Annotated in this window: 22 protein-coding genes, 1 tRNA gene and 1 pseudogene; 18 read left to right on the top strand and 6 right to left on the bottom strand. The window is 57.0% G+C overall.

Annotated elements, in window-relative coordinates:
- Nucleotides 1-545: 545 nt before the first annotated feature.
- Nucleotides 546-1,232 (top strand): DUF3318 domain-containing protein, encoded by a 687-nt coding sequence (locus ACVWVQ_RS08465; RefSeq protein WP_414522667.1) that lies wholly within the window; start codon nt 546-548, stop codon nt 1,230-1,232.
- A 4-nt stretch (nt 1,233-1,236) separates the two neighbouring features.
- Here the strand turns inward: ACVWVQ_RS08465 and ACVWVQ_RS08460 are convergent, their stop codons facing one another.
- Nucleotides 1,237-2,190 carry an asparaginase gene (locus ACVWVQ_RS08460; protein ID WP_414415786.1) on the bottom strand — a complete coding sequence of 318 codons (954 nt, stop codon included), beginning with the start codon at nt 2,188-2,190 and terminating at the stop codon, nt 1,237-1,239.
- 142 nt (nt 2,191-2,332) lie between these two features.
- Here ACVWVQ_RS08460 and ACVWVQ_RS08455 point away from each other — a divergent pair, with 142 nt between their 5' ends.
- From ACVWVQ_RS08455 to ACVWVQ_RS08440, 4 genes are all read left to right on the top strand, one after another.
- A complete protein-coding gene (locus ACVWVQ_RS08455) occupies nt 2,333-3,127 on the top strand; it encodes a sirohydrochlorin chelatase (RefSeq protein ID WP_414424458.1) in 795 nt (264 codons plus the stop codon).
- 64 nt (nt 3,128-3,191) lie between these two features.
- Nucleotides 3,192-3,974, top strand: a complete 783-nt coding sequence (gene cobA, locus ACVWVQ_RS08450) for a uroporphyrinogen-III C-methyltransferase (protein ID WP_011432673.1) — start codon at nt 3,192-3,194, stop codon at nt 3,972-3,974.
- The gene (locus tag ACVWVQ_RS08445; protein ID WP_457507924.1) at nt 3,971-4,759 is read left to right on the top strand and encodes an ABC transporter permease; all 789 of its coding nucleotides are present in this window, start codon (nt 3,971-3,973) and stop codon (nt 4,757-4,759) included. Before cobA ends, ACVWVQ_RS08445 begins: the two co-directional genes overlap by 4 nt.
- 190 nt (nt 4,760-4,949) lie before the next feature.
- Entirely contained in the window at nt 4,950-5,639 is a 690-nt protein-coding gene (locus ACVWVQ_RS08440; protein WP_414358159.1) for a response regulator transcription factor, read from the top strand.
- Here the strand turns inward: ACVWVQ_RS08440 and ACVWVQ_RS08435 are convergent.
- Nucleotides 5,625-5,888 carry a ParB N-terminal domain-containing protein gene (locus ACVWVQ_RS08435; RefSeq protein ID WP_414358160.1) on the bottom strand — a complete coding sequence of 88 codons (264 nt, stop codon included), beginning with the start codon at nt 5,886-5,888 and terminating at the stop codon, nt 5,625-5,627. The genes ACVWVQ_RS08440 and ACVWVQ_RS08435 overlap by 15 nt on opposite strands.
- A gap of 148 nt (nt 5,889-6,036) precedes the next feature.
- On the opposite strand from ACVWVQ_RS08435, the gene ACVWVQ_RS08430 reads away from it, so the two are divergent.
- The 3 genes from ACVWVQ_RS08430 (at nt 6,037) to ACVWVQ_RS08420 (ending at nt 8,176) form a co-directional block, all read left to right on the top strand.
- Complete coding sequence (locus ACVWVQ_RS08430) at nt 6,037-6,471, top strand: hypothetical protein (RefSeq protein ID WP_457507922.1); 435 nt, start codon at nt 6,037-6,039, stop codon at nt 6,469-6,471.
- 137 nt (nt 6,472-6,608) lie between these two features.
- Nucleotides 6,609-7,091: an ABA4-like family protein gene (locus ACVWVQ_RS08425; protein ID WP_457507920.1), complete on the top strand. Its 483-nt coding sequence runs from the start codon at nt 6,609-6,611 to the stop codon at nt 7,089-7,091.
- Between the two features lie 464 nt (nt 7,092-7,555).
- Nucleotides 7,556-8,176 carry a biotin transporter BioY gene (locus ACVWVQ_RS08420; RefSeq protein ID WP_414373982.1) on the top strand — a complete coding sequence of 207 codons (621 nt, stop codon included), beginning with the start codon at nt 7,556-7,558 and terminating at the stop codon, nt 8,174-8,176.
- Between the two features lie 401 nt (nt 8,177-8,577).
- Here the strand turns inward: ACVWVQ_RS08420 and gshB are convergent, their stop codons facing one another.
- A complete protein-coding gene (gene gshB, locus ACVWVQ_RS08415) occupies nt 8,578-9,525 on the bottom strand; it encodes a glutathione synthase (RefSeq protein WP_457467406.1) in 948 nt (315 codons plus the stop codon).
- A gap of 254 nt (nt 9,526-9,779) precedes the next feature.
- Between gshB and ACVWVQ_RS08410 the strand changes: the two genes are divergently transcribed.
- Nucleotides 9,780-10,508 (top strand): pentapeptide repeat-containing protein, encoded by a 729-nt coding sequence (locus ACVWVQ_RS08410; protein ID WP_457507917.1) that lies wholly within the window; start codon nt 9,780-9,782, stop codon nt 10,506-10,508.
- Between the two features lie 39 nt (nt 10,509-10,547).
- On the opposite strand, the gene rpmB is transcribed toward ACVWVQ_RS08410, so the two are convergent.
- Complete coding sequence (gene rpmB / locus ACVWVQ_RS08405; RefSeq protein ID WP_011431026.1) at nt 10,548-10,784, bottom strand: 50S ribosomal protein L28; 237 nt, start codon at nt 10,782-10,784, stop codon at nt 10,548-10,550.
- 24 nt (nt 10,785-10,808) lie between these two features.
- The gene (locus ACVWVQ_RS08400; RefSeq protein WP_457507915.1) at nt 10,809-11,171 is read right to left on the bottom strand and encodes a hypothetical protein; all 363 of its coding nucleotides are present in this window, start codon (nt 11,169-11,171) and stop codon (nt 10,809-10,811) included.
- A gap of 180 nt (nt 11,172-11,351) precedes the next feature.
- Here ACVWVQ_RS08400 and ACVWVQ_RS08395 point away from each other — a divergent pair, with 180 nt between their 5' ends.
- The 5 genes from ACVWVQ_RS08395 to ACVWVQ_RS08375 all read left to right on the top strand — a co-directional run bounded on the left by ACVWVQ_RS08395 (nt 11,352) and on the right by ACVWVQ_RS08375 (nt 16,195).
- A complete protein-coding gene (locus ACVWVQ_RS08395; RefSeq protein ID WP_457507913.1) occupies nt 11,352-12,464 on the top strand; it encodes a dockerin type I domain-containing protein in 1,113 nt (370 codons plus the stop codon).
- A gap of 368 nt (nt 12,465-12,832) precedes the next feature.
- The gene (locus ACVWVQ_RS08390; protein WP_457507911.1) at nt 12,833-13,969 is read left to right on the top strand and encodes a LabA-like NYN domain-containing protein; all 1,137 of its coding nucleotides are present in this window, start codon (nt 12,833-12,835) and stop codon (nt 13,967-13,969) included.
- A gap of 224 nt (nt 13,970-14,193) precedes the next feature.
- Complete coding sequence (locus ACVWVQ_RS08385) at nt 14,194-14,811, top strand: HD domain-containing protein (RefSeq protein WP_414329611.1); 618 nt, start codon at nt 14,194-14,196, stop codon at nt 14,809-14,811.
- A gap of 70 nt (nt 14,812-14,881) precedes the next feature.
- Entirely contained in the window at nt 14,882-15,319 is a 438-nt protein-coding gene (locus ACVWVQ_RS08380; protein ID WP_011432689.1) for a peroxiredoxin, read from the top strand.
- A gap of 48 nt (nt 15,320-15,367) precedes the next feature.
- Nucleotides 15,368-16,195, top strand: a complete 828-nt coding sequence (locus ACVWVQ_RS08375) for a M15 family metallopeptidase (RefSeq protein ID WP_457507909.1) — start codon at nt 15,368-15,370, stop codon at nt 16,193-16,195.
- A gap of 106 nt (nt 16,196-16,301) precedes the next feature.
- Here the strand turns inward: ACVWVQ_RS08375 and ACVWVQ_RS08370 are convergent.
- Nucleotides 16,302-16,373: transfer RNA gene (locus ACVWVQ_RS08370), tRNA-Gly, on the bottom strand.
- A 152-nt stretch (nt 16,374-16,525) separates the two neighbouring features.
- On the opposite strand from ACVWVQ_RS08370, the gene zds reads away from it, so the two are divergent.
- The 4 genes and pseudogenes from zds (at nt 16,526) to ACVWVQ_RS08350 (ending at nt 25,514) form a co-directional block, all read left to right on the top strand.
- Nucleotides 16,526-17,965 carry a 9,9'-di-cis-zeta-carotene desaturase gene (gene zds, locus ACVWVQ_RS08365; RefSeq protein WP_457507907.1) on the top strand — a complete coding sequence of 480 codons (1,440 nt, stop codon included), beginning with the start codon at nt 16,526-16,528 and terminating at the stop codon, nt 17,963-17,965.
- Nucleotides 17,966-18,024: 59 nt separating this feature from the next.
- Nucleotides 18,025-18,208 (top strand): annotated as a pseudogene (locus ACVWVQ_RS08360) (hypothetical protein); the annotation flags it as partial.
- A 212-nt stretch (nt 18,209-18,420) separates the two neighbouring features.
- A complete protein-coding gene (locus ACVWVQ_RS08355) occupies nt 18,421-22,020 on the top strand; it encodes a helicase-related protein (RefSeq protein WP_457507905.1) in 3,600 nt (1,199 codons plus the stop codon).
- Between the two features lie 461 nt (nt 22,021-22,481).
- Nucleotides 22,482-25,514, top strand: a complete 3,033-nt coding sequence (locus tag ACVWVQ_RS08350) for a DUF1156 domain-containing protein (protein ID WP_457507903.1) — start codon at nt 22,482-22,484, stop codon at nt 25,512-25,514.
- Nucleotides 25,515-25,591 lie beyond the last annotated feature (77 nt).

Raw genomic sequence — 25,591 nt, 5'->3', positions numbered from 1 at the left:
GTGAAGACTTCTTTACTACTGATCAATCCATCCTCCTTCCGAAGTTGGTTTGCTAAGTGCTGCTATTGTACCCCTTGAGCCCTTAACAGGCTGTAGCTCGCCCGCGGCTAAAGCCAGATGCTGCAGTTGCTCTGAAAACCCCAACTTTAGCTTCCGAGCAAAATACATCGGAAACCCTACTCGTGCTAGCCGGATTTTAGCAAAAAGCCGCCCTACTCGCGTCAGCGGGCCGTAGGCCCTAGGGCGGGGCTTGAACCCAGTTTTTTGGTCAACTCATACCGACAGCGTCCTCTACTTCCCCTGCCTCTCAAGGGCAGAAAGGCCCAAAAGATGGGCGCGTTGCAAAAATGACAACTGATCCAGAACAAGCTGGTCTGGTTTTTACAGTCAATTCAGTTGAGGGTGAGACGGCATTACAGGTGAGATGGCATGGACGCAGACCTCAAATCGCAAAAGGCTTTCTTGGAGCTAGCCTGCAAGGAAGGCTAGAATCTTTTACTATGGGTAATCCTCTCCAGCCGCTCCCTTAGCCGCACTGTGCCAGCATGTATACCATTTCCGACTTTGACCGCCTGATCCAGTTTCTCCCGGTGGAGATCCGCCCTGAAGTGCAGATCGAGATCGGCACCCCCGACCAGTCTCGGATTGTGCAGCCGCTGTGGCGCTTTCCCTGGCAGAAATACTCTCGCTTTGCCATTGACCTCAGCCGTTGGCAGAAGCTGAGCCCTGACCAGCAGAAGATCTACTTCTTGCGAGAAGCGGTGATGGCCACAGAGCTGGCTTTGGGGGATAACTGGTCGGCGTTGTTGCTGTATCCCGCCTTGATCGGGGCCGGCAGCATGGGCATTTTGGTAGAGCTGCAGATGGGAGATAACCTCGGCGTTGGCTTAGCAGCAGGCTTGGCCGCGTCAGCGGTGTTTCTGTTGCGCAAAGCGGAGAAGGGCCAGAAGGCCCAGGTAGCAGCCGACGAGTTTGCCGTGCGCTATGCCTCCCAGAATGGCTACACCTCCGAGCAAGCTGCTGCTATCTTGCTGAGCGCGCTGCAGCAGGTGGCCATCCTCGAAGATCGCGTCAAGAACGACTACGACACCACCATGCGCCGCCGCAACCTGGAGTTCTTGGCGCAGCGGGGTTTAGGATCCGGCACCTTGACCATCAATCCTAAGTACCGCAACAAAGGCCAGAGCTCCAACCCCGGCCCCAATCCTTACCAAAACCCCTTCCAGCGCTGAGTCTTCAAGGCATGCGCAGCTCCCCTTCTACCTCGAGGCGGGTGTAGGGGCCGACGCGAAGGAAGCGCTCCCCCAGCATCTCGGCGGCGGCAGGCTGGATCCAGCCCATGCGCTGCAGCAGGTGCAAAGCCAGGGCATACTTGGCCCGGGCGGCTCCATCCTGGACCTTGATGGCCAGGCCCATGCCTTCCCCTACCCGGCCAATGCATTGGATCCCTTCAGCACCCGATTTGCTCACCAGATCCCCTTGAGTGGCCCGCATCAATTCCGTGTCGAAACACCCCTGTCCGGCCACCATCTCCGGGTGATGGGTCATGGCCCGTGCTACCGATTCCAAGTCGGGCCGCTCGCCGGCGGTCAGTTGGGCGAATAGGGAGGCCAGGTGATTCAGTTGCAGTTGGTAGGTGGGCACCCCACAGTCATCCCGCGCAAACAAAAACTCTTCCGAGGGCATTTGCAGCAAATCCGCCAGCTTGGCCCGCACCAGGGCTTGCACCGGATGCTGCCGCTGGGCGTAGTCTGACAAGGTCCAGTTTTGGGCGCGGCTGGCCATAAGCATGCCGGCATGTTTGCCGGAGCAGTTGTGGCACAGGGGGCTGGGCTTGCCGGGTGGGGTGGGGCAGACCAGCAAATCGGGAGACAGATCGGCCCGCCACAGTATACTGAACACCTGCCGCGCATGAGCCGTGGTGCCCTGATGGGATCCGCACATGATGGCAATATCTTTCTCGCTGAGGCGGTAGCGCTCGCGGATGCCGGTGGAGAGCATGGCCAGTGCTTGGAAAGGTTTGAGGGCAGAACGGGCAAAGACGGGGGTGGTGCTGTTGCCGGCCATGGCCAGAGAACGCCCGCGGCTATCGGCCACGACAGCTTGGCAATGATGGATAGATTCAGTCAACCCCTCCCGCAAGACATGGATTAAGAGTTCAGGGGCGGTGGAACGATTCTCAAATGACATGAAAACCTGGGAAAGGGCTGACGAAGCTGGGAAAGAGGGTGTGTACTCTTCAAATCATACGCGCAGATCCTACACGAGAAGTTGGCGGGATCCCCTAAAGTAGCAAAATGGAACCCTTCCGCTCGGATCCCTGACCTCTGCCATGTCCTCCAATCCCCTGGTGTTTTTGGTCTGTCACGGCAGCCGGGATCCCGATTATCAGCAGGCTTTGGCAGATTTGTTGGCCCGGGTGCAGCAGCAGCTGGCTCCCCAGCCGGTGGAGCTGGCCCAGTTGGAAGGTCAGCCTCTCACCCTGGCCGAACAGATTCAAGGACGGCTGGCAGCTTGGCTGGGCGCAGGCCGATCTCCCGATCAAGTGGTGCTGCTGTCACTGTTTATGGGGGGGGGATCCCATGTGGAAGAGGATTTACCGGCTGCGGTGAAGCAGGTTCAAGCTCGCTGGCCGCGCCTGCCCATCCGGTTAACACCCCCCATTGGCCAGCACCCGGCCCTCCTGGATCTGTTGGTGGCTCGCATTCTGGCTCCACAGCCCTCTTGCTCTGCAACGCTCAGGCAATCCGGCGAACGGGCAGATGCCTGGATTGTGCTTGGCCATGGCAGCCGTCTGCCGGGGTTTGCCGCCCAGCTCCAAGCAGGGATCCAAACTGTGCAACGGCGCTTGCCCGAGATCCCCTTGCATGTGGCTTTTGCTGCCCAGTCCCCCACCTTAGAAGCGGTCGTGATCCATTGCTTGCGCCTTAGCCAGTGCCGTCTACGGGTGCTGCCGTTTTTTCTCTTTCCAGGCGGTCTGCTGCGCGCCCTACAAGAACAGGCTCAGCGATTACAGCGGGAATGGCCTCTGCTCCAAATCCAGGTGGAGCCGCCCCTCTGGCGGGATCCTCAACTGATGCAGGCCATTGTGGAGACACTCCAGGCTTTTAGCCCGGCGCTGGAATAGCCGAATCTTTCCCGTTCCCTCAAAATGGATATTTCCAACAGCAATGACGCGACCAGGACTTGAGATGGGCAAAGTGTATTTGGTGGGGGCAGGGCCTGGGGATCCAGGGCTGCTGACGGTGAAGGGAAAGGCGCTACTCGCCCACGCGGATGTGGTCATCTACGATGCTCTGGTGGGATCCTCCATCCTGGAGCTGATCCCGCCGACGGCAGAACGGATCTATGCTGGCAAACACTGCGGCGCTCACACCTTGCCCCAGGAGCAGATCACAGCCTTGCTGATGGAGAAAGCTCGGACGGCAGCCGTGGTGGTGCGGCTCAAAGGGGGGGATCCCTTCATCTTTGGGCGAGGCGGCGAGGAGATGTTGGCTCTGGTGCAGGCCGGGATCCCAGTGGAGGTGGTGCCGGGAATTACGGCGGGCATTGCCGCCAGCGCCTATGCCGGGATCCCTCTCACCCATCGCGACCTCAGCTCCTCAGTTGCTTTTGTTACCGGACACGAGGCGGCAGGGAAATACCGCCCTCAGGTCAATTGGCGGGCTTTGGCCGGGGCGGTGGAAACCCTGGTGATCTACATGGGCATGCACAACCTCAGCCACATTGCCGCTGAATTGTTGGCCGGAGGGAAAGCTCCCGACACCCCGGTTGCCCTGATCCGCTGGGGCACCACCCCTGAGCAAGAGATTCATCTGCTCCGCCTGCAGACTCTGGCTGGGCAGCCCTCGCCCGTAGCACCGCCTTCAATTGTTGTGGTGGGAGCGGTGGTCAGCCTGGCCAGCTTGTTGCCCACTTTGCGTCCGCCAGTCTCGTATTGCTCCGCAGCGCTTGCGCAACCGGAATCTCCATGAACGCCTTCTTTCGCAAGTTGGGTGCCCTCTTCTCCGCCTACTACGCCTACATGCTGGAGTACCGGGCCGAGCTGATCCTGTGGGTGTTGGCCGGATCCCTGCCCCTGATCATGATGGGGGTGTGGGGCGAGGCAGCCCGCTCAGGAGACTTCTCGCTGTCTGCTCTGGAGTTCATCCGCTACTTTCTGGCGGTGTTCCTGGTGCGCCAGTTCACCATCGTCTGGGTCATCTGGGACTTTGAGCGAGAGGTGGTCGAAGGCAAATTATCTCCTCGCCTGTTGCAGCCTCTGGATCCCGCTTGGCACCATGTGGCCAGCCACCTGATGGAGCGCTTGGCCCGTCTCCCCTTTACCCTGGTTTTAATCGCCCTTTTCTTCGTCCTCTACCCCCCTGCCTTTTGGATCCCCTCTTGGGCCCAGGCGGGGCTGGGATCCCTGGCCATTCTCCTGGCTTTTGCCCTGCGCTTTCTCATGCAGTACACCCTGGCGCTGCTGGCCTTTTGGGTGGAACGGGTGACGGCCTTGGAGCAATTCCATTTTTTGGTGTACTTGTTTTTCTCGGGGGTGATCGCTCCTCTGGAGGTGTTCCCACCCCCCGTGCGCCAGGTCTTGGCCTGGACACCCTTCCCCTACCTGGTGCATTTTCCCGCCAGCCTCTGGGCAGGGATCCCGGTGGATATTCTGGGCGGCTTTGGCATGGGCCTGGCCTGGACGGGCCTGCTCTGGCTGGCTAACCGCTGGTTGTGGCGCAAAGGCTTGCAACAGTACTCAGGAATGGGAGCTTAGAGGCCCAGGTTCAATCCCCCATCTTTACAGCCACCGTGGTTCTCAGCTTTCAACCAGACCACTTCTGAAACCACTATCATGGGTTCAGTCTCCGTAGCCAAATGACGAATCCTGTCCGTCTCCCTAAAATAGCGACAGATAACGGGTAATAGCGCTTTACCCTTTTCCTTGACAGCCTCCTCGGGTTCTCATGAAGCGTGTACTGGTCGTAGATGACGATCCCCTCTCCCTGAAGGTGCTGAGCCGCCACCTGACTCAGCATGGCTATCGGGTTTCTACAGGCGCTTCGGGTGTGGAAGGATTGCGTCTGTTTGCCCAAGAGCAGCCGGATGTGGTGGTTTCAGATGTGGTGATGCCGGAAATGGACGGCTTCGAGTTTTGCCGACAACTGCGCCAACAGCGCGGCGGCGAGCTCGTCCCCTTCATTTTTCTCTCTTCGCGGGGAGAGATCGATGACCGGGTTCAGGGCTATGAGCGGGGGGCGGATGACTACATCATCAAGCCCTTTGAACCCCTGGAGTTGGTGGCCAAAATCGAGGCCCAGATTGAACGCTCCCGCCGCACCCAATCGGAAATTCTGCGGCTGATCCAACAGCAGTCCCAGCCAAAACCGGAAGCGGCCCCCCGACCCACTCCACCCGAATTGCCCCTGACCCCTGCCGAAGAGCGGGTCTTTCGGGAAGTCATTCGCGGCTTCACCAACAAGCAAATCGGCGAGAAGCTGTTCATCAGCCCGCGCACTGTGCAAACTCACCTGACCAACATCCTCAGCAAGCTTTCTTTGGAAAATCGCTCGCAACTGGTGCGTTTTGCCTACGAACGGGGCTACACCGCCGAAGAGGAGCCGGGCCAGAAGGGATCCCTTTCAGGCCAGGTGTAGCCTCAAAACAGCACGCGGTGCTTTTCGCACCCGGCAGGGGATCCGCTCCTTGCCCAAGCGGACAAATGCCTCGTAGCGATGGCAGCCGGAGAACCCATAATACTCCCCTTCCACTTCCAAAACCTCAATGGGCTCCTGCAGACCGATTGCTTCGATAGAAGCCATCAGCGCCCGAACCTTATCCGGATCCGTTTGCCGCGGCAAAGGGCGGCGAATTTGGGCAAGGGGAATCTCGCGAATCTGCGCCATGTTGAACTTTCTCCCTAAGCAAGCTACTTAATCATACTCGTTATGACTTTGCTCTATCAAGACTGGCAGAGGGGATGGATTCTCAGGCCAGAGCATGGCAGGATAACACCATTCCTCACTGCTCTCTCCCTCAGTAGCCAACCCAGCCATGTGGCAACTCCTCAAAGCCTTATGGGGAAAGATCGCCGGCCAAGCCCCCCCTGCACCCCCCGCTGCCGCGCCACGACCACCCCTTGACAAGAGGCTGGTTCAGCAGCCCTCTCCCCAGAATGTCCCTGCTGCAGAGGCCGCCCGCAAAGAAGAAGCCCCTGAGCCCACACCAGAACATCCCGCCCCAAAAGTTGCAGCAGCCCAACGGGGTGAGGAACCTGTGGTGTGGATCCCTTCTCAGGAGAAATCCCCAGACTCTGTGGCAGTAGAATCCCCCACCGGCCCGGCTCAACCCACCTCTACCGCCAAAAGCATCAGCAGCCTCTGGGCCATGACCGACACTGGATCCCGGATTTCCTGCATTGCTGCCACCACCGACAGTGGCCGTGCGGTCAGCTCCATTGCGACTGCTAGGCTCCGCCAATCGGAATAGCGACCGGGATCCCTCTGGCTCCAGAAAAAACTTCAGGGCAAGTCAGGAATAGCTCCCATCCATTTCCACCCGCTACTGCAGGGATCCCCAGGGGGCATTAGGCCGATAATGGACAGGTAGCGTTGGGGGTTCCAAGCATGCTGGAGATGATCTTTAACGGGGCCAACTGGTTTGCTTTGCCCTTTTGGGCAATGATGATTCTGTTGCCGGGTTGGAAGGTAACCCGCAAAGTGATGGAATCGCTTTTGCCCATCGCTATTTTGGCGGCGGTTTATTTGTATCTTTTGGTCACCGGGTTTAATGCCGATGTTCTCAAGGAATTTTCCGACCCTCAACTGTCTCTGACCAGCCTAACCGACCTATTCAGTCAACCCGCCGTTATGGCGACGGGATGGGTACACTACATCGTCATGGATTTGTTTGTGGGCCGCTGGATCTTCTTGGAAGGGTGGGATAAGCGAGTATGGACAACCCATTCCCTGATTTTGTGCTTGTTTGCCGGGCCTGTGGGTCTGCTCTCCCATTTGCTTACGGTGGCGATTGTACAAGCAACTCGCCAGAACCGGCCCAGTGCTCCTCAACCTGACAAAGGCACAGAAGTACCGCAAGAATCCATCTAGCCCCTGCTTGGCTTTATGGCTCTTTCCGATGCACAGGGTGCAAAATGAGCAGCGTGGGATCATCCTCGACCTCAACGTTGCTGCCACGCAGCTCCCCAGCGCTACGTACTCGCCAGCACACAGGGTGGTTCCCGAGTGCCTTTAGGTGCCGTTGTAAACAACAACCACAAAACCCACTGAGGTCGGATCCAACCGTCAGGCTGTCGGGTTTAGGGCCTACAGCCCGTTTACGCGAACAATGCGCCCTGTGCTGCTGTGGGCGAGAGCGGCTGACTACCCTGGCACTGCAGGCGGCGTAGCACAAAGCCGCTTTAAAGGGCGGGGCTTCAAACCCAGTTTTTCGGTAACCGAATTCTTGTATTCTGAAACCCTGACATACTCCCCGCCCTACTGGCTTGCTTCCGCGCAGCGATGGGACGGGGCCTCAAGCTCAGTCTTCGGGTAAACAGGAGTGCAAACCTCTCATGACTGCTACCTTTGTTCACACACCCTTGGCGCAAACTGTTCTGCCTCGCCCTTCCCGAACTCGGGATCTCCTGCTGGTTCTGGGGGGAAGTTTGTTCGTAGCTGCCTTGGCTCAGGTGCGGATCCCTCTGCCCTTCACGCCGGTACCGATTACCGGGCAAACCTTTGGGGTGATGCTGGTGGGGGCAGGCTTTGGGGCACGGCTGGGCTTTCTCACGTTGCTGGTGTACCTGCTGGAAGGGATCCTGGGATTGCCCTTCTTCAGCGGTGGCAGATCCGGGCTTGGCCACTTGGCCGGGGCGACGGGGGGCTACCTGTTGGCTTTTCCCCTAGCTGCGGGGCTGATGGGCTGGTTGGTGGAGCGCTGGGGCGTGGATCGCAACCCCTGGAAGATGGCGCTGGCGATGTTATCCTGCTCGGCTCTGATTTTTTTGCTGGGAGCCACTTGGCTGGGGGTGTGGCTGAACCAGAATGTTGAGCCCACCTCGATCTTGGCCGTCCTCAACAAAGGGGTCTTCCCTTTTATCCCAGGAGACTTGGTGAAGTGCGGACTGGCGGCAGTGCTGCTGCCCACCATCTGGCGCTGGGTGGGTCGGGAAAGGCCACCGGCAGACTCCTAGCCCACTGGGCAAGAGCAGCAACTCTTCTAAAGACCGCTCCGGCAAAGCAGAAGGGGCCTGGGATTAGCCTCGGGTCGGAAAATCTAAAAAAAAGATAACAGCTCCGAGGATTTGGCCTTTTTTCTGAGATTCTAAAAACTGTGCTCAATGCGATGTTCAATACGGCCTATTCATGGAGCTTTTCTTTATATTGCTCTAGAGTTTTATAAGTCGCTGACTGGTCGCGGCAGAGCCCCCTTGTGGGGCTTTTTATTTTCTATCTGCCGACCGGAAAAAGTTGAACTCAACCTACTATGGTCATTCCAAGCTATAATTTGATCTCTATAGACTCCCTAAATAGACGGGAACCCCGTCAGGCAACAGACGCGCCGGATCCCAGAAGCATCCCGGTGGGTAGTCATTCAGTCCTTGACGGGCACCTTCTTTTCCAGCCACTGAGCCACTTGATCCGCCAGATCAACTCCTTCCAACTGACAGAGTTCTCGCAGCATCGTTGGGCTGGTTACATTCACTTCGGTTAGTCGTTCCCCGATAACATCGATCCCGACAAAATACAGCTTCTCCTGCCTGAGCACCGGTGCCAAAGCCCCGCAGAGAGCCCGTTCTTTTTCGGTAATCTTGGTTTTTTCCACTCGACCGCCGGCAGCAACATTGCCCCGAAAATCGCCCTCTCCAGGGATCCGATTGACGGCACCCAAAGGCTCTCCTTCCAGCAGCAAAATGCGTTTGTCTCCTGCCGCCGCCTGTGGCAAATACTCCTGCACCATCACAGGCAGCCGACCAAATTGGGTGCTCATTTCAATCAACGAGTTGAGGTTTGGATCCCCGGCATTGACCCTCAGGATCCCTTCCCCACCTTTGCCACCCAAAGGCTTGAGCACCGCCTGTCCTTCCTGTTCGACGAACTGACGCAGCAGACGCTTGTTGCTGCTGACGCGGGTACGCGGGATCCACTCTTGAAATTGCAGGGCATAGAGCTTTTCGTTGGCCGAGCGGATCCCGGCAGGATGATTGAGCACCAGTGTGCGGCTGGGAGAGAGACGATCCAAAAGGTAAGTGGCATAGAGATAGGCCGCATCTACCGGCGGATCCTTGCGCATCCACACCGCCTGCATTTGGCTCAGGGGCAGCAGTTTCTGGTCTTTGACCTCATACCAGGGATCCGCTTGCAGATCCAACCGGATTTCCTCAAGGGATCCCCAAGTTTCCCCTTGATCCCAGTAGAGATCCGCCAGGCCCAGGCAGAAAATGCGGTGTCCCCGTTTCTGCAGAGCTTCCATCAGGGCAATGCTGGTGTCATGGCCCACCTGCAACTGAGGCAATGGATCGACAATAAAAGCTACCTGCATGGGAGGTGTGGTTCACTGACGAAAGGCTGCCCCGAGTATGCAACAAATCGGAGCCGATGGCTCTCCCCCGGTAGGCTGTTTCCACAAGAGAAGGCCCCCTCTGGAAAGCTCGATGCAGAGTTGTCTTTTTAATATCCTCTTAACCTCGACAGGCGACGCAAACGTTAGCTTGATAGGTGGGATCCCCAGTTGGCCCTCAGTTCTCGGCTGGGTTGACCGGATTTCTGGCCTAACCTGTGAGGAATGCTCCATCTGTGAGTGCTCCCCCTTCTCAACCCTCAGAGCCGGTTCGCATTGAAACCACGCGGGACTTGCTGGAAGCCTTGCGTGAGGGGCGCTCCCTGGTGGGTGCCAACCTGGAGAATGCCTACCTCTCGCGGGGCCTGTTCGACCGCATTCAGATGCCCAAATCCAATTTGACGCGGGCTAGCCTGCGCTCGATCAGCCTGCAGCAAGCCGACCTACGTCTGTGCAACTTTCGCCGCGCTGAGCTAGAGCGGGCCAATTTTACCGCCTCAGATCTACGGGGATCCAGCTTTAGCCAGGCTCTGGGGGACTACAGCAACTTTACCGCCGCCAAACTGGACAAAAGCAGCTTTCAGGGGGGCCGTTTCAGCCATGCCATCTTTCGCGAAGCCAGCTTGGTGGCTGCCAACCTAGCGGAGGGGAACTTCTTTGCCGCCGACTTCCGCCAGGCTAACCTATCTTGCTGCAACCTCTCCCAGGCCGCCTTGGTGAGTTGCCAGCTTCAGTTTGCCAACCTGGAACAGGCCATTTTGGTGGGGGCCAACCTACAGGATGCTCAGATTGAAGATACGCTCTTCAGTGGAGCCGATTTTACCGATGCCAAACTCTCCGACGAAATGCGCAAGCTCTTGATTGAGCGGGCCAGCGGCACCAACGAGCTTACCCAACGGGATACCCTCAACACCTTGCTGGCGGGATTGCAACCCAAGTCGCGTAAGCTTTTTGGCTTGCTGTGAGGTTGGAGCCGTCAAGGACAACCGGGCTAAAGAGAAAACTCAAAACTGGTTGAGGTCGATCCCGGCTTCTCGGGCCATGGCTCCTATCCCTTTGGCCTTGAGGGTCTTCAGGGCCTTGGTGGAAAGGCGCAGACGAACAAACCGCTTACCCTCTTCCCACCAGATGCGCTTCCACTGCAAATTGACTTCCTGCAGGCGCTTGGTGCGCCGGTGGGAGTGGGAGATGGCAAAAGCGTTGTTGCGTTTCTTGTTGGTTAGTTGGCAGCGACGCGCCATGGGATCAAAGCAAACTCAGCCTAGCTATCGTAAGGCATCTTTTTGTTGGGCAGCAAGCTGAAGTTGACTTTGCAACTGGGCTAGCTCTGCCTTCAGTCGGTCAAAGGTTTGTTGGCAGTGGTTAACGCTTCTGAGGGGCAGCTCTTCGTTTTTGGCAATGCAGGTTACCTGTACAGAGCCGTCGGCAGCCTGGAGGGTGCGATCCACAAACACTTCCACCGTGACCAGTTTGGTGTAGGGATTTTTTCCGGGAGGCTCACCGGCCACCCAGTAATCAGGGCTGCTGTGGAGGACATTGAGTTGGCAGCGCTCCAAAACGGCGCGGATCGACTCGCTTAGCTGCTCGGCTGAGCCCACAAGCTGGGTAACGCAGGAGTATCGAGCCATAGGACAAGCAAGTCACTACGGTTATCCTACCATCAAGTTTTCGGCTCCTGCAGCCAAAGGCGAACCGGCAGAATTGCGCTCAAGAGTACTCTACACCGGCTCGGTCAACCCTGCTGCGAAGAGGCAAGTTACGTTAGAACATGAACAATGCCTTCCGGCTCTTTCCCCAGGAGAGTTGCAATGTCTAGGGTCTCCTGTTCTGTTCATTCTCTCTTGCTACTGGGATCCCTTGGCCTGGGTTGGATAGGCGTGTCTTTTGCCCACGCGCAGCCCTTTCAGGCGGGCGATTTGGACGGGGATGGCCGTTTGACGGTGCAGGATCTCAACCTGTTGGGGGCCTACTTGCGGGGAGAACGGGGACTGACCGACGACCAGATCCGAGCTGCCGATGTCGACCAGGATGGACGGATCACAGAAGCCGACTGGCAAGTGTTGCAGCAGCGCATTCAGGCAGCAACGGATGCGCCCACAGGACAGGTGCAGTTGGATTCCGCCTATTCGGGACAGGTGGTGGATCGGCTGACAGGGCAGCCCTTGGCCGGGGCGGAGGTGGCCATTCCGGGGGCGGGTATTTCGGTGCGCACCGATGCCCAGGGTCGGTTTCGCCTGCCAGGGCCGCTGCCGGCAGAAGAAATTTTGGTGGCGCGGCTGGAAAATTACTTGCCCTATTCCCAAAGTACAGGCAACGGTCAAGCCAGCGGGGATCGGCCTTGGCAACTGCAGTTGGAGCGCTGGGATCCCAACACAACTTTGGTACTGGAGGCGAATGTCATCCGCCTGGGGGATAACCAGTACTCGCCGGAATCGGCTGCCGCCGGGCAATTTTTGGGCCCTGCCCAAGGGGTGGAGATGACCCGCTCTTTCACTTTGCAACGCCTGCCTTCGCGCCCACCGGTTTTGCGGATTGGATCCCTGATTGGGTTGGATACAGCTGCCGCCTATCGGGCCGGTCAATCCCGGATCCCCAGTGCCAATATGTCTCCCATGCAGGTCATCCTGAACGGAGTGGAAGTCGAACAGATTCACCTGGGGGGAGATAACCTACAGATTCCCCTGCCGCTGCAACCTCTGCGCCTGGGCCTGAACACTGTTACCCTGCGCACTGGCAAAACCCTGATTCAGCCCCCCATGGTCACCCGTGGTCCCCAAGTGCCGATCAGCATTCCCCTTTTCGGGGGATCCCTGCACATCTCGGTGCCGCTGGGAGGTGATACAGTCATCCGGCACGGCGGAGCCTGGGTGGATCATGACGATGTGCAGTTGGCTAACGTAACCATCGAGATCCCCAACTGACCCTGCTCCGTTCAATGGTTTTACGGCCCATACCGTCAGCCAATAGCTTGGACGTTGAATCCAGGTTGAGCGGGCCACGGGGCCTGTCGGTCAAGAGGAACAAGTTTGAGCCTGCTTTCGATAACTGACTCGATATCTGATCCGTTTGCTCAACAAGGGAAATACGTTTGTCCAGCGATTGGAAGATTCCCCTTCCAACAGCCGGCATACTGCAGTTGCTGAATTGCTCCTCTTCGATGCCTCTGTGAGTTCTGTGCATCTTGCTCTTCAAGAGGGATCCCTGAGGTGGCCCATGTGAGTGAGGTGAAATCCTGGCAACCGAGCAGATCGATAACCCAAACTGAGGAGAGCTGACTATGAGTATGAGTATGAATAGGGCTTCTGCCTTCCCCTTAACCTGGCTGTGGACGGGATCCCTGGCCCTGGGGGTGACGGCCCTAGTGACCCGCCAAGTGATCTGGGGGCTCTTACCTTTGGCAGCAGCCTACCCTGCCATCCGCCGCCGCGAAGAACAGCTTGGCCAAGTTCTGGAACAGACCTGGACACAGCAGCAACAGACGGCAACCCAACTGGAGACCCTGCAAGCGCGTTTCGAGGTGCTGGACGCTCGGCTCACTGCTGAACCGTCCCTTCTGCAGCAGACCTTGGCTTCCCCGGCTGAAGCCATTCAAGAGCTCGAGCAGAAAGTAAAGGTTTTGGAGCCCATCTGGGTACAGCAGCAGCAGACGGCGGCCCAACTGGAAACATTACAAGGGCGGATCGACGCCCTCGAAGCTCGGCCCACGTCTCATCTGTCCGTGCGGCAACAGCTGGCCCCCATCACCCAGGCCATCCAGCAAATCCAGCAGCGGTTAAAAGCCGTGGAGCTGCGGTTGAATGCTCTGCCGGTATCCCAGCCCCAAGTGACTTTGGAGCAACTGGAGTTGGTGCAGGCGCAACTCCAACACCTGCAGCAGCTGGTGGCATCCCAGCCGAACCCTGCTTTTCCCCGCAAAGCCCTGGGGGTGTTCATCGACGCGGCCAATCTCCACGCCAGCGCCCAGCAGTGGGGATCCCATCTCGACTATCCCAGTCTGCTCAGCTGGCTGGCCCAGGGCAGATCCGAGATGGAAGTGCATATTTACACTGGGGTGGATCCCCGCAACCTAGCTCAGCGTCGTTTCCTGCGGGAGTTGAGAAAACAGGGCTATCGGGTGGTCACCAAGCCGGTGGTGATCCACGCCGACGGCAGCCGCAAAGCCAATCTGGATGGGGAGCTGATCGTGGACTTGATGGCGATGCACTCCCACTACGAGACGGTGCTGCTGCTGAGTGGGGATGGAGATTTTGTGCCGGCCCTCAAGCATATCCGCCGCCAAGGCTGCCGGCTGGAGGTAGCCGCCTACAGGCCGAACACGAACCCGGCGTTAATTCGGATAGCCGACCAGTTCGTGGATTTGTGCGCTTGGCAGGGGACAGGAACGCTGGTGCCGCTGCCTGCAAAACAGACTCCGGCCACCGGCTAAACCTTGCCATCTCAGCACAGTTACATCGATCCCTGACTCCCCTCTCCCAAGGCAGGGAGAGGGGCTGGGGGTGAGGGTAGGCGGCACAGCGTCTTAACCTTGTTTAAAGTGATCAGAAGTGCTCATCTTCTCTAACCATTTTCTGATTTGCAGTCTCAACGCCTGAGACTCGCTTGGATCAACCTTGCCCCAGCAGTCAACTTAACCCCAATTGGAGAGTCCAGATGTCAACGCAACTCACACAGCGGTTTGTGCAGGCAATGCACTATGCCCATCGCTGGCATGCTTCTCAGACCCGCAAGGGAACCGGGATCCCTTACCTCAGCCATCTGTTGGCCGTAGCAGCCATCGCCCTGGAGCATGGGGCGGATGAAGATGAAGCGATTGCCGCTCTGCTCCACGACAGCCTAGAGGACGGCCCCCACAACACAGGCGAGCCCCGGGCCCAGATTGAGCAACAGATCCGGGAGCACTTTGGAGAACGGGTGCTGCAGATCATCCTGGGATGTACGGATACCGAAAGCGATGGCTCCCGAGGCGAGCCCAAAGAAAACTGGAAAGAGCGCAAAACCGCCTACCTGAAGCACCTGGAAACGGCAAATGCCTCGGTTTTGTTGGTGGCCGCCTCTGACAAGCTGCACAACGCCCGCTGCATCTTGCGGGATTTTCGCCAACTGGGGGATAAACTCTGGCAGCGGTTTTCCGCCGGAAAAGAGGGATCCCTGTGGTATTATCGATCGTTGGCAGAGATTCTGAGGCGACGGCTGCCCGGCAATCTATCGGCGGAGCTTCAAGAGCTGGTGGCTGAGTTGCAATGCCAAGCTGGAGCGGTAATGCCTTGACAGAGACAAGCAGGGCTGAAGAAAATGCTGAGGGCAGCCCTATTCATCACACTTTTTGGGTCACGCACCTATGGTTCTCGCTGTTGGCACCCCTGCTCCTGGGTTCAACACCACTGACACCCAAGGCAACCAGGTTTCGCTGGCTGATTTTGCCGGCAAAACCGTTGTCCTCTACTTTTATCCCAAAGACGACACCCCCGGCTGTACCAAAGAAGCCTGTGGATTCCGCGACGCCTACGCCGACTACCAAAGCAAGGACGTGGTGGTGCTGGGGGTGAGCATGGACGACCAAGCTTCTCACCAAAAGTTCACCGAAAAGTACAACTTGCCTTTCCCCCTACTGGTGGATAGCAGTGGGGTGATTACCCGCGCCTACGATGTGGATGGGGGCGGCTATGCCAAGCGGGTGACCTACGTCATTGATGGCGAGGGCAAAATTGCCAAGGTCTACCAGAACATCAATACCGAAACCCATGCCCGCGATATTTTGGCGGATTTGGGTTTGTAGAAACGCTGCCTCTTTTCAGTACTCCTCGCTAGATCCCGGCCTTTGCGCATGAACGACGACATTCCGGTCGCCCGTCGCCAGTCCACTCCGGCGAAAAAAGCGCAAAGTTCGGTGCCTGCCCTGAGGTCCCGTCTAGTCTTGGGCCTGGTGCTGGTTGGGCTAGTGCTCCTGGCGGGTTGGGGGATAGAGAAGTTACCGGGATCCCAGCAGGCGGCGGATCCCCAAGTTCTGGAAGAAACCGGTCAGCCCCCTCTGCCGCAGCCAACTGTGCAGAATGGGCGACCTTCTCTGTTGGGGCACTATGCCTATTCCGAAGCCCCTGCAGACAGCTTGCGGGTGGTGGGCCACTACCACGGTCGTGAGGTGCGCCTACGCCAGGCGGCTGCTGAAAGTTACCTTCGCATGAGCGAAGCAGCTCAAGCTGCCGGGATCCGCCTTGTCCCCATTTCCGGGTTTCGCTCCATTGCGGATCAGGAATTCTTGTTTTTTCAATTGGCTCAATCCCGAGCCTTGCGACCCGAGGAACGAGCTGCTGTCAGTGCTCCCCCTGGCTACAGCGAGCACCACACTGGCTATGCCATCGACCTTGGGGATGCCGGGTTTCCGCAGTGGGATACTCAAGAAGCCTTTGAGACCACCCCGGCCTTCCAGTGGCTGCAGAGCAACGCGGCCCGCTTTGGCTTTGAGCTGTCTTTCCCCAGAAACAACCCTCAGGGGGTGAATTACGAACCCTGGCACTGGCGCTTTGTGGGCGACCGTGACAGCCTGGAGACCTTCTACGCTCCCCAAATCAAACCATTCCCAAATCAGCCCAATCAAACCGAGACCCCTACTCTCCCGTCTTCCAGAGGGAGAAGAGCTGGGAGTGAGGGCTGACTCCTTTGGGGAGAGAGGAAAGGGGGAGCTCCTTGGGACTACCGTCACGGCCCTCTCCCTTGCAGGAATCTCATTCCCCTCTTGAATGGGTTCACAAGCCTAAGCAAGCGGATGACGCGATTCGAACGCGCGACCGTCTCGTTGGCAACGAGAAGCTCTACCACTGAGCTACATCCGCGTCGGGAAATTTATGATGGCAAGTTTTGCGGTGGTTTGTCAAGTCAGGGATCCCTGGCGCATTTTGTTCCAGAATGAGAGAAGTTCATCTTTCTTTGCAGTTGCGCAAAGTCTGGGCGGGATCCCGGGCAGCGCCTGTTTGAGGGTATTGCTATGCGGGTAGCCATTATTGGGGCCGGATTGGCCGGGTTGGTGACGGCAGTCGATTTGGTTGAAGCAGGACACGAGGTGCAGCTCTACGAGGCGCGGCCTTTTGTCGGCGGCAAGGTGGGATCCTGGCAGGATGCCGATGGCAACCACATCGAGATGGGGCTGCACGTTTTTTTCTGCAACTACAGCAATTTGTTTGCCCTGATGAAAAAGGTGGGGGCCTACGAGAACCTGCTGCCCAAGCAACACACCCACACCTTTGTCAACCGAGGTGGGCAAACGGCCAGTCTGGATTTTCGCTTTCCCCTGGGGGCGCCTTTCAACGGCCTCAAAGCTTTTTTCACCACCGAGCAGCTCTCTTGGGCGGACAAGCTGCGCAACGCCTTGGCGCTGGGCACCAGCCCTTTGATTCGCGGCTTGCTGGACTATGAAGGGGCAATGCGGCAAATTCGCGCCTTGGATCGGATGAGCTTTGCCGATTGGTTTCGGCGGCATGGGGGATCCGAAGGTAGCCTGAAGCGGATGTGGAACCCGATTGCCTATGCCTTGGGCTTTATCGATACAGAGCAGATTTCTGCCCGCTGCATGCTGACGATCTTTCAGATGTTTGCCAGCAAAACAGAGGCCTCCAAGCTCAATTTCCTCAAGGGATCCCCGGACACCTACCTCACTCAGCCCATCGTCCGCTACATCCAAGCCCGCGGGGGCCAGATCCACACCCGCAGAGGGGTCAGCCGCATTGAAGTGAACGACTCTCCTCCCTACGCGGTGACCGGCTTGCTCTTGGCCAATGGAGAGCGGGTGGAGGCAGATGTGTACGTGTGCGCAGCGGCGGTGGAAGGGGCCAAGCGGCTGATCCCGGAAGTGTGGCGGCAGTGGCCACAATTCGACAACCTCTACAAGCTGGAATCCGTACCTGTGGCCACGGTGCAGTTGCGCTTCGATGGCTGGGTGACGGAGCTGAACCCCCAAGGCCAGGCCAAACGAGCCAGCCAACACCCAGAGGCTCTGGGTATCGACAATCTCCTCTACACTGCCGATGCCGATTTTTCCTGCTTTGCCGATCTGGCCCTCACCAGCCCCGCCGACTACTACAAACCCGGCCAGGGATCCCTGCTACAATGTGTGCTCACGCCGGGGGATCCCTTCATAGCCATGCCCAACGAGCAAATTGCCCAGCACGTGCTGCACCAAGTCCACGAGCTGTTTCCTTCATCCCGGCAACTGAACATGACCTGGTACAGCGTGGTGAAACTGGCCCACTCCCTCTACCGAGAGGCACCGGGCATGGATCCCTATCGCCCACAGCAAAAGACCCCAATACCCAACTTCTTTTTTGCCGGCAGCTACACCGCCCAAGACTACATCGACAGCATGGAAGGGGCCACCCTCTCCGGCCACCTGGCTGCTCAGGCCATTCTGGCTGCCCACAGGGATCCCTGATAGGAGCATGACTCTAGTCAATAATAAGCTCAACTATACTGAAAATAATGTATAATATGTTCAGTACGGATTACTACCAGTTGATCTTTCTGTTTACTTTCGAGTCTGCCAACATGGTAGCCAAAGCAAAGCAGAAAATTGGTAGTAAGACGACACGGAAACTGCGCTTTGGGTATTCTACTCAAAGCTTTGCGGGATACCGCCATTCTGGTTGGAAACAAACAGAATGCTATCGCTGCATAGTTGAACAGTGATGTTCAGCAGTGTTCAGCGTAAATGTATCAGGACTTAAAACCGGCTTAAAACCGTCGTGAAGCCGCTTGCCAACTCCAAACTGCTGTCTCCTTTTATGGAAGAAGGGGACTTTTGCTGTGGGAAAAGAGCTGGAAGTGAGCGCAACATAGCAATGGGGAGCTGGAACAGGCTCCGCTCGCAGCTCTGGAAACCCGCAGTTTATGGCTCGACTGGAAGATCTCACCCCTGGCGCCAAGGTCAAAGGGATCCTGCCCAATCAAACCGTTGCCATCGTGAGTGTGAGGTGGTACGGCAGCAGCACCATCGAGGCCATCTACAAAGACACTCAGGGGCGTCTCCATTCAGAGCTTCTGTTTCGGGATAAAGAGCCAACCCTAGAGGTGGTAGCCGAGGGATCCCTTGGCAACTTCGAGGGAGACGGCGCCTTATTTCGCCTAGCTTCAGAGGCCTATCGGATTCGGCTGGCGCACCTGTTTGATCCCTTGCTGGCCGTTCACACCTCTCTGGTAGAACCCCTGCCCCACCAGATCAGCGCCGTCTATGGGGAAATGCTCACGCGGCAGCCGCTGCGGTTTTTGCTGGCCGATGACCCAGGTGCCGGCAAAACCATCATGGCAGGGCTTTTGGTTAGAGAGCTATTGATTCGAGGTGACTTGCACCGCTGTCTCATCGTTTGCCCGGGGAGTCTAACGCTGCAGTGGCAAGATGAGATGGTGCAAAAGTTTCATTTGCCCTTTGAGATCTTGACCAACGATCGCATTCAAGCCGCCCGAACTGGCAACCCTTTCCTGGAGATACCTCTTCTCATTGCCCGCCTCGATAAGCTCAGCCGAGATGAGGCCCTGCAGGAGAAACTGAGGCAAACTGATTGGGATCTGGTTATTGTTGATGAGGCCCACAAACTCTCCGCATCCTTCTTTGGGGGAGAAATCAAAGAAACCAAGCGTTACAAGCTGGGCAAGTTGCTCTCGCAGCTAACACGCCACTTTTTACTGATGACAGCCACTCCCCACAACGGTAGAGAAGAAGACTTTCAGCTTTTTTTGGCTTTGCTGGATGGGGATCGCTTTGAGGGGAGATTCCGAGATGGAGTTCATACCTGTGATGCCTCGGATTTGATGCGGCGGCTGGTGAAAGAAGACCTGCTCAAGTTCGATGGCAAGCCTCTCTTTCCCGAACGGCGAGCTTACACCGTCCAGTACGTCTTGTCTGACCTGGAAGCCAGGCTCTATAAGGAAGTGACCGATTACGTGCGCGAAGAGTTTAACCGCGCGGAAGCTTTAGAGCAAGGTAGCCGCAAAAGGACGGTCGGTTTTGCTTTAACCATCCTGCAACGTCGGCTAGCCTCTTCTCCAGAAGCGATCTACCAATCCTTGCTGCGAAGACGAGAGAGACTGCAGCGGAAGCTAAAGGAAGAACAATTGCGCAGCCGGGGAGACAACCTTGCTTTTACCACTTCCCTGCTAGACGAAGAAGGCTGGGATGAGGATTTTGAAGACTGCCCTGCTGAAGAGCGGGAACCGCGAGAAGAAGAGCTGGTAGATCAGGCAACTGCCGCCCGCACAATTGTCGAGCTGCAGGCAGAAATTCAGCGGCTGCAGGAGCTGGAAAAATTAGCCTTGCAAGTGAGACGTAGCGGCAAAGACCGCAAGTGGGAGGAGCTATCGAAACTCTTGCAAAATCAGGGGGAGATGTTTGATGCCGGCGGACATCGGCGCAAGTTGGTTATCTTCACCGAACATCGAGATACCCTCAACTATCTGGCTGACCGAGTGGGGAACTTGCTGGGCCAACCGGAAGCGGTGATCACCATTCACGGCAGCATGGGTCGAGAAGAGCGCAAAAAAGCCGAGGAAGCCTTTAAACAGGATCCCGCCGTTCAAGTACTCATTGCTACCGATGCTGCGGGAGAAGGGATCAACCTTCAACGGGCCCACCTGATGGTGAACTACGACCTGCCTTGGAACCCCAACCGCCTGGAGCAGCGCTTTGGGAGAATTCACCGCATTGGTCAAACTGAGGTCTGCCACCTGTGGAACCTAGTGGCCGAGGAAACGCGGGAAGGAGATGTCTACTTGGCTTTGCTGAAAAAAATAGAAATCGAGCAAAGGGCCTTGGGGGGCAAGGTCTTCGATGTCCTGGGCAAAGCGATTGCCGGTCAAGAACTGCGAGAGCTGCTAATCGAGGCCATTCGCTACGGGGATCGTCCAGAGGTCAAGGCCCGACTCAATCAAGTGATTGCAGATCGCCTAGACCACGAGCGGCTCAGGGAACTCCTGGCAGAACGCGCCCTGGCCCACGACTCGATGGATACGACCAAAGTGCAGCAAATCCGGGCGGAAATGGAGCGAGCCGAGGCCCGCAAGCTCCAGCCTCATTTCATTGCCTCCTTCTTCCTAGAAGCTTTTCAACGCTTGGGTGGCACCATTCGAGAGCGGGAACCCAAACGCTATGAAATTACCCATGTGCCGGCAGCAATTCGCAATCGCGACCGCCAGACTGGGTTGGGCGCACCCATCTTAAAAAAATACGAGCGGATTACCTTTAACAAAAACCTCATCAGCGTCCCCAACAAGCCCCCGGCAGAGTTCATCTGCCCAGGCCATCCCCTGCTGGATGCCACTCTGGACTTGGTTTTGGAGCAACACCGAGATTTGCTCAGACAGGGATCCATCCTCGTCGATGAAAACGATCCCGGCGAAACACCACGGATACTGGTGTACCTAGAGCATGCCCTTCAGGATGGGCGCCTAGACCGAAATGGCCAGCGACGGGTTATCTCCCGACGGATGCAATATGTGGAGATCTTTCTCCCCGCTCCCCAAGGGCTAGGAGGAGGAGAGAGCGTCAGGGTAAGAAGCGCCGGCTATGCTCCCTACTTGGACTACCGGCCCCTAACTCCCGCAGAGCGCGACCTTGTGAAAGCGAAAGCTGGATCCCACATCCCCCAGCTCTCGGCTTCAGAGGTAGAAAGCCAAGCCATCGCTTACGCCATTGAGCGTTTAGTTCCCCAGCGTTTCCAGGAAATCAAAGCTCAGCGGGAAGAATTGATCAACAAGACGGAGCTGGCTGTTAAAGATCGCCTCACCCGAGAAATTAACTACTGGGATCATCAAGCTGCACAGTTGCGGCTGCAAGAGCAAGCCGGCAGGCCCAACGCCAAGCTCAACTCTGCCAAGGCTCAGCAGCGGGCGGATGAGTTGGCGGATCGCCTTCAGAAGCGCCTATCGGAGTTGGAGCAGGAGCGCCAGCTATCCTCCTTGCCGCCGGTGGTAACCGGGAAAGCCTTGGTGATCCCCATCGGACTGCTGCAGCGGCTACAGGGCAAGCGAGGGTCAACCCCTACCACCTTTGCCCGCGAAACCCGGCGAGTAGAACAAGCAGCAATGGCTGCCGTTATGGCCATAGAGCGGGCGTTGGGCTACGAACCTCGTGATGTCAGCGCTGAAAACCTGGGCTATGATATCGAATCCGCTGGAAGGGAAGGCCTTCGCTTCATTGAAGTCAAAGGCAGAGTTGAGGGAGCAAAGACGGTAACCGTTACCAAAAATGAAATCTTGACAGCTCTCAACAAACCCGACCATTTCATCCTGGCTTTGGTAGAAGTGCCAGCCGATCCCGCCTTTCCAGAAGGGGATGCCTTCAGGGTAAAGACCCCTGCAGGCACCTACACCGTGCCGGGCGAAGGCTGCCAGGTGCGGTATGTGCGGCGGCCTTTTCAACGGGAGCCGGATTTTGGGGCCAGTAGCGTCAACTATGATTGGAAAGAATTGTGGAATCGAGGAAGGGATCCCAAATAGATACTAACTTTCATTGGTAGGATGAATTCATGCTACTGGAATTGCGGCAAATCCATGTTCCAGCAGGTCAGCGAGTTGTCTTGCAGCCCAACATGGCTTGTCCCAAATCAAGATGCCTTAGTTGCTCTTGAACAGGCTGGAGCCATCTTTTCGTTGAGCCCGCCTTCCCCTCAGACTAAACTCTAAACTGCAGCCTGTTTAACCCGAGTAAACTACCCGACACCAACCGCTAGGCGGTACGGAGCGGGCTTTTAGTAGCCCTGCAGTTAGCAAGCCAACCACGTTCGCGAAGCGAGCCGTAGGCTTGACCTCTGGGGTGGTTTACAGCACCCCCAATCGACCGTTACCAGTGCCTTAAACAACCGTTTCTGGTGTCCGCAGTATTATTATAGCATTCCTCCCGACACCGACCCTACGGGTACAGTGCGGGGCTCCTGCAATTTCTAGCTGACCTTTGTCTAATGAGCCGCCGCAAGAAGCTGATTGAAGTTGCCCTGCCCCTCGAAGCCATCAATCTGGAATCGGCTCGCGAGAAATCCATCCGCCATGGTCACCCCAGCACCCTACATCTCTGGTGGGCGCGGCGACCCCTAGCAGCCTGTCGGGCAGTGCTCTGGGCTTCCCTGGTCGATGACCCTTCCAGTTGGCCGGACAAGTTCCCCACCGAGGCCGACCAAGAGCGAGAGCGGCAGCGGCTGTTCAACATCCTGGGCCGCATAGAGATCGAACAGGGGAAGCGGGTCGTGCGGGGTCTGGTGTCCTGGGATGACGTGAACAGTCCAAACTCCGGCGTGCTGGAGGCAGCGCAGCGAGAAATTGCCCGATGTCTAGCCTGGGATCGAGGAGAAGAGCCCCCTACGGATCCGGCAGCCGTTAGAGAATACATCGCCAAGTACGCGCCGCCCGTTTACGATCCCTTTGCCGGTGGCGGATCCATCCCGTTGGAAGCGCAGCGCTTGGGGTTAGAGGCCCATGCCAGCGATCTCAACCCGGTGGCGGTGCTGATCAACAAGGCATTGATCGAGATTCCACCGAAGTTTAAGGACAAAGCCCCCATCAACCCTGAAGATCGGGCTAAGAAGCACATCTCAGCCTGGCGGGGTGCCCAAGGATTGGCAGCAGATGTCCGGTATTACGGGGCTTGGATGCGGGAACAAGCCTTTGAGCGCATTGGACATCTCTATCCTCCCTGTTCAAACCCCTTAGGCACAGAGGAGTTGACGGTGATTGCCTGGTTGTGGGCGCGGACGGTGACCTGTCCAAATCCAGCCTGCCGCTGTCAGATGCCGTTGGTGCGATCGTTTCAGCTTTCGACGAAGAAGGGGAAAGAGGCTTGGGTAGAGCCGGTGGTGGTGAATGGGGGAGAGAGCGCTTCTGCTCCCTCGATCCGGTTTGTGGTCAGGTCAGGTAAGGGCAAAGCGCCGGAGGGAACCGTAGGCCGCAAAGGAGCACGCTGCATTGCCTGCGGAACACCTGTACCACTGGAGTACATCCGCAAAGAGGGTCAGGCCGGACGCATGGGAGCGCAACTGATGGCCATTGTGGCGGAGGGACAAAATGGCAGGGTGTATCTATCACCTCAACAAGAACACGTTGAAATTGCTGAATCAGCACAACCCACTTGGAAACCAGATGCCAATTTACCCCATAATCCAAGGGATTTTAAGACTCCCAACTATGGGATGAGGAAAATCTCAGATCTCTTCACCCCTCGGCAACTGGTGGCCCTCACCACTTTCAGCGACTTGGTGGCGGAAGCACGGGAAAAGGCCATCGCCGATGCCAAGGCGCTACGCACCGCTGACGCGACCGCCGCCGGACTCCCCGATGACAACGTGCCCTTGGCTGAGGGTGGAGCAGGAGCTAGAGCCTATGGAGAGGCGATTAGTGTTTATTTGGGAATGGCTTTGAGTCGTTTAAGTGATATTTGTAACTCACTATGCATGTGGGAAAATACGAAAACCCAAGTCCGACACTTATTTACTCGACAAGCTATTCCCATGCTTTGGGACTATGCAGAACCAAATATATTTTCAAATTCTGCTGGAAATTTTGAAATTAGTTTAGGAAGTCTACTTAGAGTTGTTGAGAAGTTAGATGATTTTACTAACGGACAAATCACCCAACACGACGCAACAGTCCCTCACGCTCATGACGCCGTCCCAAAAATTATCTCCACTGATCCTCCCTACTATGAAAACATTAGCTATGCCGATTTATCGGACTTCTTCTATGTTTGGCTGCGCCGTTGTCTCAACTCTGTATACCCCGATCTTTTTAGCACTCTTTTGGCTCCCAAGGATCAAGAGTTGGTAGCTACTCCCTACCGTTTTAGTGGAGACAAGCAAAAGGCTAAAGAGTTCTTCGAGGCAGGATTAAGTAAGGCTTTTAACCGAATTCGCGGCATTTCTCATGCCGATTACCCGCTCACGGTTTACTACGCCTTTAAGCAAACGGAAGAAGACACCTCTCCCCAAGGACAAGGGGAAGATGAAGAGGATGATGACACGGACAAGCCTATCCCCCTCTCCCGTACTGGTAGGGGAGCCAGGGGTGAGAGCCCAGAGCGCATGAGTGGCCGAGTCTCTACGGGTTGGGAAACCATGCTCGAAGGCTTGATCAGGGCTGGGTTCACCATTGACGGCACTTGGCCTCTGCGAACCGAACTCGCTAACCGCATGATTGCATCTGGCACTAACGCCCTCGCTTCTTCCATCGTTCTAGTCTGCCGTCCTCGTCCTGCCGATGCGCCCAAGGCTACCCGTCGCCAATTCCTTGCCGAGCTGAAGCGCGAGCTGCCCAAGGCGCTTAAACTTCTGCAGCAGGGCAGCATTGCTCCTGTGGACTTGGCCCAAGCCAGCATCGGCCCCGGCATGGCCATCTATTCCCGCTACGCTGCAGTTTTGGAAAGCGATGGCTCGCCCCTGACCGTCCGCACTGCCCTGCAACTGATCAACCAGTACCTAGATGAATATCTCAGCGAACAAGAAGGGGAATTGGATGAGGGCAGCCGCTGGGCCACCACTTGGTTTGCCCAATATCAATTTGAGCCAGGCCCCTACGGGGAAGCAGAAGTCCTCAGCAAGGCCAGAAACGTCAGCATTGAGTCCCTTGAGGAACTTGGGATCCTAGAAGCCAAGGCCGGCAAGGTGCGGTTGTTGAGAAGAGAGGAAATAGCCCAGAGAAAAGAAAAGGGAGCAGATTCCCTCTCCTTGCTCCTTGCTTCCTCCGCCTGGCTCATCACCCAGACCCTCATCCACACCCTCGATCAGAAAGGGGAAATGGAAGCCGCCGCTCTCCTGGCTAGCTTGGCAGATGGAGGTGCAGTGGCCCGCGACCTTGCCTATCGGCTCTATACCCTCTGCGAAAAGAAAGGCTGGACTCAAGAAGCCCTAGCCTATAACACTCTCGTCATTGCCTGGCCGGAAATTAACCGGCTAGCATCCGAAATAAAGAAAAAGCAGCATGATCCTTTCCAGCCCAGCTTGCTTTAGTTCCCTACCTCTGGGGGAAGCAAAGCGTGACATACTCCCATCGCTGACCCTACGGGTACAGTGCGGGCTTCTCGCTT

It is taken from the genome of Thermostichus sp. MS-CIW-36 (assembly GCF_054059035.1).
Note: the sequence above shows the minus strand (reverse complement) of the source record. Positions and strands in the feature narration are given on the sequence as shown.

Coding starts and splice junctions, on each gene's coding strand:
- ACVWVQ_RS08455 (WP_414424458.1), top strand. CDS start 2,333: ATGTCCTCCAATCCCCTGGTGTTTTTGGTCTGTCACGGCAGCCGGGAT.
- ACVWVQ_RS08355 (WP_457507905.1), top strand. CDS start 18,421: ATGGCTCGACTGGAAGATCTCACCCCTGGCGCCAAGGTCAAAGGGATC.
- ACVWVQ_RS08445 (WP_457507924.1), top strand. CDS start 3,971: ATGAACGCCTTCTTTCGCAAGTTGGGTGCCCTCTTCTCCGCCTACTAC.
- ACVWVQ_RS08385 (WP_414329611.1), top strand. CDS start 14,194: ATGTCAACGCAACTCACACAGCGGTTTGTGCAGGCAATGCACTATGCC.
- zds (WP_457507907.1), top strand. CDS start 16,526: ATGCGGGTAGCCATTATTGGGGCCGGATTGGCCGGGTTGGTGACGGCA.
- cobA (WP_011432673.1), top strand. CDS start 3,192: ATGGGCAAAGTGTATTTGGTGGGGGCAGGGCCTGGGGATCCAGGGCTG.
- ACVWVQ_RS08460 (WP_414415786.1), bottom strand. CDS start 2,190: ATGTCATTTGAGAATCGTTCCACCGCCCCTGAACTCTTAATCCATGTC.
- ACVWVQ_RS08395 (WP_457507913.1), top strand. CDS start 11,352: ATGTCTAGGGTCTCCTGTTCTGTTCATTCTCTCTTGCTACTGGGATCC.
- gshB (WP_457467406.1), bottom strand. CDS start 9,525: ATGCAGGTAGCTTTTATTGTCGATCCATTGCCTCAGTTGCAGGTGGGC.
- ACVWVQ_RS08435 (WP_414358160.1), bottom strand. CDS start 5,888: ATGGCGCAGATTCGCGAGATTCCCCTTGCCCAAATTCGCCGCCCTTTG.
- ACVWVQ_RS08375 (WP_457507909.1), top strand. CDS start 15,368: ATGAACGACGACATTCCGGTCGCCCGTCGCCAGTCCACTCCGGCGAAA.
- ACVWVQ_RS08390 (WP_457507911.1), top strand. CDS start 12,833: ATGAATAGGGCTTCTGCCTTCCCCTTAACCTGGCTGTGGACGGGATCC.
- ACVWVQ_RS08380 (WP_011432689.1), top strand. CDS start 14,882: ATGGTTCTCGCTGTTGGCACCCCTGCTCCTGGGTTCAACACCACTGAC.
- rpmB (WP_011431026.1), bottom strand. CDS start 10,784: ATGGCGCGTCGCTGCCAACTAACCAACAAGAAACGCAACAACGCTTTT.
- ACVWVQ_RS08425 (WP_457507920.1), top strand. CDS start 6,609: ATGCTGGAGATGATCTTTAACGGGGCCAACTGGTTTGCTTTGCCCTTT.
- ACVWVQ_RS08350 (WP_457507903.1), top strand. CDS start 22,482: ATGAGCCGCCGCAAGAAGCTGATTGAAGTTGCCCTGCCCCTCGAAGCC.
- ACVWVQ_RS08430 (WP_457507922.1), top strand. CDS start 6,037: ATGTGGCAACTCCTCAAAGCCTTATGGGGAAAGATCGCCGGCCAAGCC.
- ACVWVQ_RS08400 (WP_457507915.1), bottom strand. CDS start 11,171: ATGGCTCGATACTCCTGCGTTACCCAGCTTGTGGGCTCAGCCGAGCAG.
- ACVWVQ_RS08440 (WP_414358159.1), top strand. CDS start 4,950: ATGAAGCGTGTACTGGTCGTAGATGACGATCCCCTCTCCCTGAAGGTG.
- ACVWVQ_RS08465 (WP_414522667.1), top strand. CDS start 546: ATGTATACCATTTCCGACTTTGACCGCCTGATCCAGTTTCTCCCGGTG.
- ACVWVQ_RS08420 (WP_414373982.1), top strand. CDS start 7,556: ATGACTGCTACCTTTGTTCACACACCCTTGGCGCAAACTGTTCTGCCT.